The following is a 9,348-nucleotide window of genomic DNA, read 5'->3' as shown; positions in this document are numbered from 1 at the left end:
CTGCCGCGCTGGGGGGGTGGCGGCCCGGGGCCCCCCCCCCCCCCCCCCCCCCGGCCCCCCCCCCCCCCCCCCCCCCCCCCCCCCCCCCCCCGGGGGGGGGGGGCGGCGGGCCCCCGCGACTCCCTCGCGCGTGCTCCTCGCGCCCTTCGGGCGCTCAGAGGCACGCGCCACCGCAGTTCACTTATAAAAAAAAACCGTCGCGCTGCCGAAAACGCCTATTTAAACGCCGCGGCCTTGGAGCTTCTCTTCTTCTTTCATGTCCTCGTTCGACTGGCCCTTCATCCCCTTGCCGGTGCCGCTCGCGATCCGGGCGAGCTCGTCGGGGTCGTCCCAGTTGTTGACGGCCTCGACGATGGCGGTGCCCATCGCCTCGGGGTCCTCCGCGCCGAAGATGCCGGAGCCGACGAAGATGCCGTCGCAGCCGTGGTACATCATCAGGGCGGCGTCGGCGGGCGTCGCGATGCCGCCGGCCGCGAAGTTGACGACCGGGAGCCGGCCGGCCTCGGCGGTCTCGTGGACCAGGTCGCGGGGCGCGCCGTGCTCGCGGGCCCACTTCTCGCGCTCCTCGTAGTTGAGCCCGGTGAGCGTTCGGACCTGGTTTTTGATGGTGCGCTGGTGTTTGACGGCCTGGTTCACGTCACCGGTGCCGGCCTCGCCCTTCGTCCGGATCATCGCCGCGCCCTCGCGGATCCGGCGGAGCGCCTCGGGGAGGTTGCGGGCGCCGCAGACGAACGGGGAGGTGAAGTCGCGCTTGTCGGTGTGGTACTCGTCGTCGGCGGGCGTGAGCACCTCCGACTCGTCGATCATGTCGACGCCGAGCGCCTCCAGGATCTCCGCCTCCTTGCGGTGGCCGATCCGCGATTTCCCCATCACCGGGATCGACACCTCGTCGATGATCTCGGGGACGCGCTCGGGGTCGGGCATCCGCGCGACGCCGCCGCGCTTGCGGATGTCCGCCGGGACGTGTTCGAGCACCATCACGGCGACCGCGCCGGCGTCCTCCGCGATGCGGGCCTGCTCGCGGTTGACGACGTCCATGATCACGCCGCCCTTCTGCATCTGTGCGAAGCCGCGCTTGACCAGCTCGGTCCCCCGCTTCAGCTCCTCCAGATCCGTGGCCTCTGGCATGGCAGATACGTGGGTCGCCGGCCACTTAACGGGTCGCTTTCGGGCGGATGGGCGGGCGAGAGCGCCGTTCGCGGATCGAGCCGGGACGGGGTTCCCTCCGGGTCGTCGCCACCGCAACCGCGAAGTCCCCCGCCGCCCAAGCCGCGGCCGTGACCACCGGAGCCATCCTCGCCGGCGGGCGCTCGACGCGCTTCGGCGACGCCGACAAGGCGGTCGCGCCGATCGCCGGCGTCCCGATGATCCGTCGGGTCGCGGACCGGTTCGCGGGGACCGACGACCCGGTTCCGCCGGGCGCCGACCGCGCCGGGGGCGGCGACCCCGTCGTCGACGAACTCGTCGTCAACTGTCGCCCGGACCAGCGCGAGGCGATCGCGGAGGCGCTGTCGGGGATCCCGCTCCCCGTCCGCTGGGCGCTCGACGAGGAGCCGGACCTGGGCCCGCTGGCGGGGATCCGGAACGCCTGCCGGGCCGCGACCGACCCCTACGCCGTCGTCGTCGCCTGCGACATGCCGTTCGTCGACCCCGCGTTCGTCGCGGCGCTGCGCGAGACGGCCGCAGGGACGGCGAGCGGCACTGAGACCGAGACCGAGGCGGTCGTCCCGCGACTCGACGATCGCTGGTATCAGACGACACAGGCGGTGTACGCGACGGACCCCGCCACGGACGCCTGCGACCGCGCGCTCGACCGCGGAGACAGGAAGGTGCTCGCGCTGGTGGACCGGCTGGACGCCGTCGTCGTCGACGACGAGGCGATCCGGTCGCTGACGACCGAGCGCACATTCACGAACGTCAACACGCTGGCCGAACTCGACGAGGCCGAGCGGGCGGTCGCCGCCGCGGTCGACACGGAGTGAGTCGTCGGCGACGACGGGCTGTTTTCCGACCGCTCCGTCAGTCCGTCAGCACCTCGTACGCCTCGTTGAGCCGCTTGAACTCCTCCTCGTCGCCGTCCGCGCCGTCCGGGTGGAGCCGCTTCGCGCGCTCGCGGTACGTCCGGCGCACCGTCTCGCCGTCGGCCGTCCGGTCGAGTCCGAGCGTCTCGTACGCCTGGCGCTCGGTCATCCCGCCGGTCGAGGGCGCGCGGTCGCGGGGGTCGCGGGTCTCGGATCCGTCGGGACCGGCCCGACTCCCGGTTCCACGGGCGTCGCGCTGACCCGGTCCCGGGCCGCGGCCGCCGTCGGCGGCGCCGGCGGCGCGGTACGCGCGCTCCCGGTTGGCCTCCGCGCGGGCGCGCTGTCTGGCGCGCTGGCGCTCCGTCGGTCCCGCCTGCTCGGCGGACCGCCGGGCCTGGTCGTGGAGGCGACCCGTGGCGTGGTACCAGAGGAAGTACGAGACGGCGCCGAACGGGACCGCGAGCGCCAAGGCGATCGGGTGGAGGACGATCCCGCCGATCACGAGCAGCGCCGTCATGCCGACGAACGTCCCGGCGAGCCCCACGACGATCGTTCGGTTCGTCACGGCCGTATTCGGGGTCGCAGGACCGTAAGGCTCTCGCCGACCCCTCTCCGGGAGCGCCGGCGCCTCGCGTCTCGCCTCCGCACCGTTTATGCCCGCGGCCGCCCGGATACGGGGTATGGAACCGGCGGACCGAGAGACGGTGACCGGACTGCCGCCCGGGATCGCGGCCGCCCGCGAGGCGCTCACGCCGATGCTCTCGCAGTACGCCGACCTCTGTGCCGACCACGAGGACGCGCTCGTCTTATTCCAGGTCGGCGACTTCTACGAGGCGTTCTGCGAGGCGGCCGAGACCGTGGCGCGCGTCTGCGAGGTGACGCTGACGGAGCGCTCCGACTCCACCGGCGACTACCCGATGGCCGGGATCCCCATCGACAACGCCGCCCCCTACCTCGAAGCGCTGCTGGACGCGGGCTACCGCGTCGCGCTCGGCGACCAGGTCGAGGACGCCGAGCAGGCGTCCGGGCTGGTCGACCGCGCCGTCACCGAGGTGATCACCCCTGGGACCGTCGTCGAGGACGACCTCCTCGAATCGGGGACGACGAACTACGTGGCCGCGGTCGCCGAGTCAGCGGAAACCGTCGGTCTCGCCGCCGTCGACGTCTCGACGGGCGAGTGTCTCGTCACGTCGGGCGACGCGGACGCGGTCGCGGGCGAACTCGACCGGATCGCGCCGGCGGAACTCATCGCCGGACCCGACGCCCCCGAATTCGAGCCGAGCGACGCGGCGCGCGGCTGGACGACCCACGACTACGACGCGAGCGCCTTCGACCGCCGGACCGCGAGCGAGCGGCTGGAGCCGTACCTCCCCGCGCCCGACCGCCGATTCGACGCCGACGCGGAGCTGCGCGCGGCGGGCGCGGTGCTCGCGTACGCCGAGTACACGCAGGGCGACGACGGGCCGCTCTCGTACGTGACCCGGATCCGGCGGTACGACCCCCGCGACCGCCTCCGGCTCGACGCGGCGGCCCAGCGCAGCCTGGAGCTGTTCGAGAACCGCGGGCTGGGCGCGAGCGACACGCTGTTCGACGCGCTCGACGAGACGAACTGCGCGCTCGGGCGGCGCTGTCTGGAGCGCTGGCTCCGCCGGCCGCTCGTCGACGCCGACGCGATCCGGAGCCGCCACGACGCGGTCGGCGAGCTCGCGGACCGGAGCCTCGCCCGCGAGGGGATCGCCGACGCGCTCGCGACCGCATACGACCTCGAACGACTGGTGAGCCGCGTCTCGCGCGGCCGGGCCGACGCCCGGGACCTGCGCTCGCTTCACCGGACGCTCGCGGTCGTCCCGGAGCTGAAGGCGACGCTCGCGGGCGCGGTGGGCGAGGGCGCGACAGATGCCGACGGCGCGGACGCGGACGACCCCGCCCGCCCCCGCACCGACCACCTCCGCGACCTCCGCGAGCGGCTCGACGAGCTGACCGCGGTCCGCGAGCTGATCGACGGCGCGATAGCGACCGACCCACCCCAGGAGATCACGGAGGGCGGCGTGATCCGCGAGGGGTTCGACGACGACCTCGACGACCTGCGCGCCACCGAGCGCGAGGGGCGCGAGTGGGTCGCCGACCTGGAGGCGAGCGAGCGCGAGCGCACCGGGATCGACTCGCTGTCGGTCGGCCACAACCAGGTCCACGGCTACTACATCGAGGTGACCGACGCGAACCTCGACCGCGTCCCCGACGACTACCGGCGCCGACAGACGCTGAAGAACAGCGAGCGCTACGTCACCCCGGAGCTGAAGGAGCGCGAAGAGGAGATCGTCGGCGCGGCCGAGCGCGCGGACGCCCTGGAGTACGAGCTGTTCGTCGACGTCCGCGAGCACGTCGCGGCCGAGACCGAACGGGTCCAGGGCCTCGCGGACGCGCTCGCCGAACTCGACGCGCTGACCTCGCTCGCCGCGGTCGCGGTCGAGCGCGACTACGTTCGCCCCGAGCTTCGGGAGGACCCCGAAGCGGGGGTCGACGACGCTCTCGACGCCTCCGCCGATCCGGCCCCCGCCGATCCCGCCCCCGGTATCGAGATCGAGGGCGGCAGACACCCGGTCGTCGAGCGGACGGAGGAGTCGTTCGTGCCGAACGACGCGGATCTCCCGCGCGGCTCGGTCGCCGTGATCACGGGCCCGAACATGAGCGGGAAGTCGACGTACATGCGGTCGGTCGCGCTCGCGGTCGTGCTCGCGCAGACGGGGTCGTTCGTCCCCGCGCAGGCGGCGACGCTCCCGGTCTTCGAGCGCGTGTTCACCCGCGTCGGCGCCTCCGACGACATCGCGGGCGGACAGTCGACGTTCATGCGCGAGATGAGCGAGCTCACCGAGATCCTCCACGACGCCGGCGCCGACTCGCTCGTCCTCCTTGACGAGGTCGGCAGGGGAACCGCGACCACTGACGGGCGCGCCATCGCCCGCGCGGCCGCGGAGTTCCTCCACGACGAACTCGGCGCGACAGCCCTCTTTGCGACCCACTACCACGGTCTCACGGACCTGGCCGACGAGCGCGAGCGCGTCTTCAACCTCCATTTCACCGCCACCCGCGAGGACGGCGACGTGACGTTCCTCCACCGGGTCGTCCCCGGCGCCTCCTCGTCGTCGTACGGCGTCGAGGTCGCGGAGCTGGCCGGCGTTCCCGGTCCCGTCGTCGACCGCGCCCGCGGCCTCGTCGCCGCGGAGGAGGCGGAACGCGGTCGGGACCCGAGCGGGGCCGAAGCCGAGGGGGCGACCGGCGACGCGGCGGCGATAGACGAGACCGACCCGGACGAGACCGACCGCGACAACGACGCGTCGCTGCGCGAGTTCCTCGCGGAGGAGGCGTCGGGGGAGCGCGACGAGGCCGGCCGGGAGGCGGGCGACACCCCGACCGAGACGGATCCGTCGACCGAAACCCCGACCGAGGGCGACCCCGCGCGTCCGCCGACCGACCCTGACGAGGGGGTCGCCGCCGGCGCGCCGCCCGACCTCGCCGCCGAACTCCGCGACCTCGACCTCGCCCGGATGACGCCGATCGAGGCGCTGAACGCCCTCCACGACCTCCAATCGAAGGTCGACGATGACGGGTGATCGAGACGCCGGTCGCGGCGCGCCCGGCGCCGGAGACGCCGCCGAGGCCCGCGGCGACTCGGCCGACGACGAGGGGCGCGTCCGCCGGCTCGATCAGGCGACGGTCGACCGGATCGCGGCCGGCGAGGTGGTGACGCGTCCCGCTCGAGTCGTCGGCGAACTGGTCGACAACGCGCTCGACGCGGACGCCTCTCGGGTCGAGATCGCCGTCGACGGCGACGGGACAGACCGGATCCACGTCGCGGACGACGGCCGAGGGATGAGCCGCACGGACGCCGAGCGTGCCGTCGAGCGCCACGCGACGAGCAAGCTGGCGCCCGACGGCGACCCGGTCGGCGTCGCGTCGCTCGGCTTCCGGGGCGAGGCGCTCGCGGCCATCGCCGAGGCCGCCCGGCTCGAACTCGTGACCAGCCCGGGCGACGGGGTCGGCACACGGGTCGTCGTCGACGGGACCGCGAAGGCCGCGACGGGGTCGGGGAGGCCGGGCGGCGAGCCGGACGTCGCGGTCGAACCCGCGGCCCGCGCCCGCGGGACGACGGTCGTCGTCGAGGACCTGTTCGCGACCCGACCGGCCCGCCGGGAGTCGCTCGCGGGGGCGAACGCGGAGTTCGCGCGGGTCTCCTCGCTCGTCGCCGACTACGCGCTGGCGAACCCGTCGGTCGCGTTCACGCTCGACCACGACGGGTCGACGACGCTGTCGACGCCCGGAACCGACCGCACGGACGCGCTGCTCGGCGTGTACGACCGCGACACCGCCAGCCGGTCGACGACCGTCTCCGCGAGCGTCGACGTCGAAGCGGACGGCGAGCGCGACGCGTCCCCCGTCGACGTCGGCGTCTCGGGCGCGCTGGCGTACCCGTCGATCACCCGTGCCACCCGCGACCACGTCCGCGTCTCGGTGAACGGCCGGCCGGTCCGGAACGATCGCCTCGCGGCCGCGGTCCGCGACGGCTACGGCCGGCTCCTCCCCGACGGCCGCGAGCCGGTGGCGGCGGTCGACGCGTCGATCCCGCCCGATCGCGTCGACCCGAACGTCCACCCAGCCAAGCGCGAGGTGGGACTCCGCGACGCCGACGCGGTCGCGGACGCGGTGGCGTCGGTCGTCGCGGACGCGCTCACGGGCGCGGACCTCCGGCGCTCGGCGGATGTCGCCACCGACCTCGGCTCCGCGCTCGACCCCGTCGGCGACGACGACGGCTCGCGCGCCGGCGCGTTCGCGGACGCCGAGCCGATCGGCGCCTTCCGCGACCTCTACGTCCTCGTCGAGTCCGGCGACGAACTGCTCGTGATCGACGGGCACGCGGCCCACGAGCGAGTGAACTACGAGCGGCTCGCCCGCGCGTTCGACGGCGACCCGGTGTCGACCGCGACGCTCGACCCGCCCGCGACCGTCTCGCTGTCGGCCGACGAGGCGGCGGCCGCGAGGGCGCACTCGGAGGACCTCGCCGCGCTCGGCTTCGAGACCGAGGCGTTCGGCGGCGGCGCGCGTCGCCTGCGGACCGTCCCCGCGCCGTTCGGCCGAACCGCGGACGCGGACGCCTTCCGCGACGCGCTCGCGGCGCTGTCGGCGGCGAGCGGCGGTCGGGAGACCCCTCGGGACGCGCGCGACGCCCTGCTCGCGGACCTGGCGTGTCACCCCTCGCTGAAGCGCGGCGACTTCTCCGGTCTCGACGACGGCGACCTCCGGAACCTACTCGACCGCCTCGGCGAGTGCGACCGCCCGTACGCCTGCCCGCACGGCCGGCCGACCGTCCTCTCGGTCGACGAAGAGACGTTCGCGGCCGGGTTCGGTCGGGACCGGTGAGCCGGGAGCCGGAGCGGCCGCTACCGAGACGGATGCGGCCGACCGGTACCTATTAACATGATGGGACCGGGGGTATTCGCATGGGAGAGCGGACCGAAGTGACGCGAGGCTCGCTGCCGCAGGAGCGGTCTGGCGGCCGTTTTTCGGCGCCAGACGGCTTCCGCGACCTCGTCGAGCGACTGCTCGCGTGGCTTCGGAACCGGCGCGGATCGGGCTTAGAGCGCGTCTCGACCGCGACGACGATGCGGAACGTCGTCGACGCGGACGCGCTCGCGGAGGAGACGCCGCCGAAGTGGAGCGTCCTCCACGACGTGGTCACCTACGGCGCCGACTCGCTCACGGACGTCCTCGTCTTCCGACACGGTCCCTCCAGACAGGACTTGGTGGTGATGCCGGAGCGGAACACCGAGCCGGAAGGGGAGATCAGCTTCTATCACGCCGACCGCACGAAGGGTGCGCGCCACCTGCTCTCGATCGGCGCCAACTCGCTCACGGCGGCGCTCAGTTACATCCTGGAGCGCATCGAGCGGTTCGAGCGCCTGTTCACGGGCCGCGGGACGGAGCTGCCGAGCGGCTACACCGGGCCGTCGGATAGATAACGGCCGCCCGAGCCGAGGGAGCCTCAGGCGGGTCGATCGTTCGACCGCTCGTCGCCGTCCTCGTCGATCCGCTCGACGCGCTCGACCGTCTCCTCCGCTTCCGCCGTCTCGGGGGGATAGGAGACGGTCCGCTGCGGGTAGGGGATCGAGATGCCGGCGTCGGCGAAGCGCTCTTGGATCCGCTCGACCGCGACCGCCTTCGAGCGCCACCGCGCCTGCGGGGTCGGCGGGTCGATCCAGAACCGGAGGTCGAGCAGGATCGCGGAGTCGCCGAAGCCGGAGGGGATCGCGTACGGCTGGGGGTTGTTCGCGATCGTATCGATCCCGTCGAGGACCTCCTCGGCGATCTCGGCCGCCTCGTCGGGGTCGTCGTCGTACCCGATCCCGACCTCCATGTGGATCCGGAGGCGCCCCTCGCGGCTCCGGTTCGTGATCGCCTGGTTGGCGACGAGGTCGTTCGGAACCACGACGTACTCCCCGTCGAAGTTCCGCATGTGGGTATTCATGATCGTGATGTCGGTGACGAACCCCTCCTGGTCGCCGATCTCGACCCAGTCGCCGATCTCGAACGGACGGGCGAACATCAGCACGAAGCCGGCGATGAGCGACCCCAGCGTCTGCCGGGCCGCCATCCCGAGGACGATCCCGAGGAAGCCGGCGCCGACCAGGAGACCGCCGAGGTTCACGCCCCAGATACCGAGGACCGTTATCCCCGCGAGGATGAGCAGTCCGACCTGCGCCAGCCGGGTGAGGAGCTGTTCTTGGTGGGCGGTGATCCGGTCGCTGTCGGCCGACAGATCCGCGACGTACGCCTCAAGCGCGTCGCTGACGAGGTAGGCGCCGCCGAGCAGGACCGCCGAGACGAGGACCTGTCCCCCGACCCTGACGGCGTTTCTGGCGACGGGTAACACTCCGACCACGAAGTCGAATCGCCCCCACACCGTCAGCACGGCGACGCCCGCCAGCGCGAACAGCGCGAGCTGCGAGAGTCCGACCGCCATCCGCAGGAGGAACGAGACGGGAACTCCCTCGCGGAGCGTCTCGACCGCGCCCTCTGCCGACTCTCCAGCCCGGCCGTCGAGGAACCGATCGACCCATCCCGAGGCGGTTCGCTCCCCGGCGCGGACCGCCTTCGGAAGCAGCAGCCAGCCGACCGCGAGCGTCACGACGGCGATGCCGGCGGTGACCGCCAGCCGTCCCTCCGTGGTCGCGACGTCGCTCAACACCGCGCCGACCCGAGTGCCCAGTCCGCCTGTCACGGTCGTGGGTTCGTCGCCGGTCGGATAACGCGTTCGACACGAGTCTCAGCCGAG

General features: G+C 73.3%; 7 protein-coding genes. 4 read left to right on the top strand and 3 right to left on the bottom strand.

Translation table 11 applies throughout. The features are described from left to right. Positions 1-219: 219 nt before the first annotated feature. Positions 220-1,128 (bottom strand): pyridoxal 5'-phosphate synthase lyase subunit PdxS, encoded by a 909-nt coding sequence (gene pdxS / locus J2744_RS09750; RefSeq protein WP_210113164.1) that lies wholly within the window; start codon positions 1,126-1,128, stop codon positions 220-222. Between the two features lie 149 nt (positions 1,129-1,277). On the opposite strand from pdxS, the gene mobA reads away from it, so the two are divergent. After that, positions 1,278-1,982: a molybdenum cofactor guanylyltransferase gene (gene mobA / locus J2744_RS09745; protein WP_210113163.1), complete on the top strand. Its 705-nt coding sequence runs from the start codon at positions 1,278-1,280 to the stop codon at positions 1,980-1,982. A gap of 37 nt (positions 1,983-2,019) precedes the next feature. Here the strand turns inward: mobA and J2744_RS09740 are convergent, their stop codons facing one another. Further along, positions 2,020-2,586: a J domain-containing protein gene (locus J2744_RS09740; protein ID WP_210113162.1), complete on the bottom strand. Its 567-nt coding sequence runs from the start codon at positions 2,584-2,586 to the stop codon at positions 2,020-2,022. A 115-nt stretch (positions 2,587-2,701) separates the two neighbouring features. Here J2744_RS09740 and mutS point away from each other — a divergent pair, with 115 nt between their 5' ends. The 3 genes from mutS to J2744_RS09725 all read left to right on the top strand — a co-directional run bounded on the left by mutS (position 2,702) and on the right by J2744_RS09725 (position 8,035). Beyond that, positions 2,702-5,632 carry a DNA mismatch repair protein MutS gene (gene mutS, locus J2744_RS09735; RefSeq protein WP_210113161.1) on the top strand — a complete coding sequence of 977 codons (2,931 nt, stop codon included), beginning with the start codon at positions 2,702-2,704 and terminating at the stop codon, positions 5,630-5,632. Beyond that, positions 5,622-7,436 carry a DNA mismatch repair endonuclease MutL gene (mutL, locus tag J2744_RS09730; RefSeq protein WP_210113160.1) on the top strand — a complete coding sequence of 605 codons (1,815 nt, stop codon included), beginning with the start codon at positions 5,622-5,624 and terminating at the stop codon, positions 7,434-7,436. The genes mutS and mutL overlap by 11 nt, the downstream gene beginning before the upstream one ends. Positions 7,437-7,516: 80 nt before the next feature. Continuing rightward, positions 7,517-8,035 (top strand): hypothetical protein, encoded by a 519-nt coding sequence (locus J2744_RS09725; RefSeq protein ID WP_210113159.1) that lies wholly within the window; start codon positions 7,517-7,519, stop codon positions 8,033-8,035. A gap of 23 nt (positions 8,036-8,058) precedes the next feature. Here J2744_RS09725 and J2744_RS09720 read toward each other — a convergent pair whose 3' ends face one another. After that, the gene (locus J2744_RS09720; RefSeq protein ID WP_210113158.1) at positions 8,059-9,294 is read right to left on the bottom strand and encodes a mechanosensitive ion channel family protein; all 1,236 of its coding nucleotides are present in this window, start codon (positions 9,292-9,294) and stop codon (positions 8,059-8,061) included. Positions 9,295-9,348: the final 54 nt, after the last annotated feature.

It is taken from the genome of Halorubrum trapanicum, assembly GCF_017873555.1.
In the GTDB taxonomy this organism is placed as follows: Archaea; Halobacteriota; Halobacteria; order Halobacteriales; family Haloferacaceae; genus Halorubrum; species Halorubrum trapanicum.
This window is presented reverse-complemented; position numbering and strand designations above follow the sequence as displayed.

Excerpts from the sequence above, each read along its gene's own strand:
- pdxS (WP_210113164.1), bottom strand. The coding sequence starts at position 1,128 with ATGCCAGAGGCCACGGATCTGGAGGAGCTGAAGCGGGGGACCGAGCTG.
- mutS (WP_210113161.1), top strand. The coding sequence starts at position 2,702 with ATGGAACCGGCGGACCGAGAGACGGTGACCGGACTGCCGCCCGGGATC.
- mutL (WP_210113160.1), top strand. The coding sequence starts at position 5,622 with ATGACGGGTGATCGAGACGCCGGTCGCGGCGCGCCCGGCGCCGGAGAC.
- J2744_RS09725 (WP_210113159.1), top strand. The coding sequence starts at position 7,517 with ATGGGAGAGCGGACCGAAGTGACGCGAGGCTCGCTGCCGCAGGAGCGG.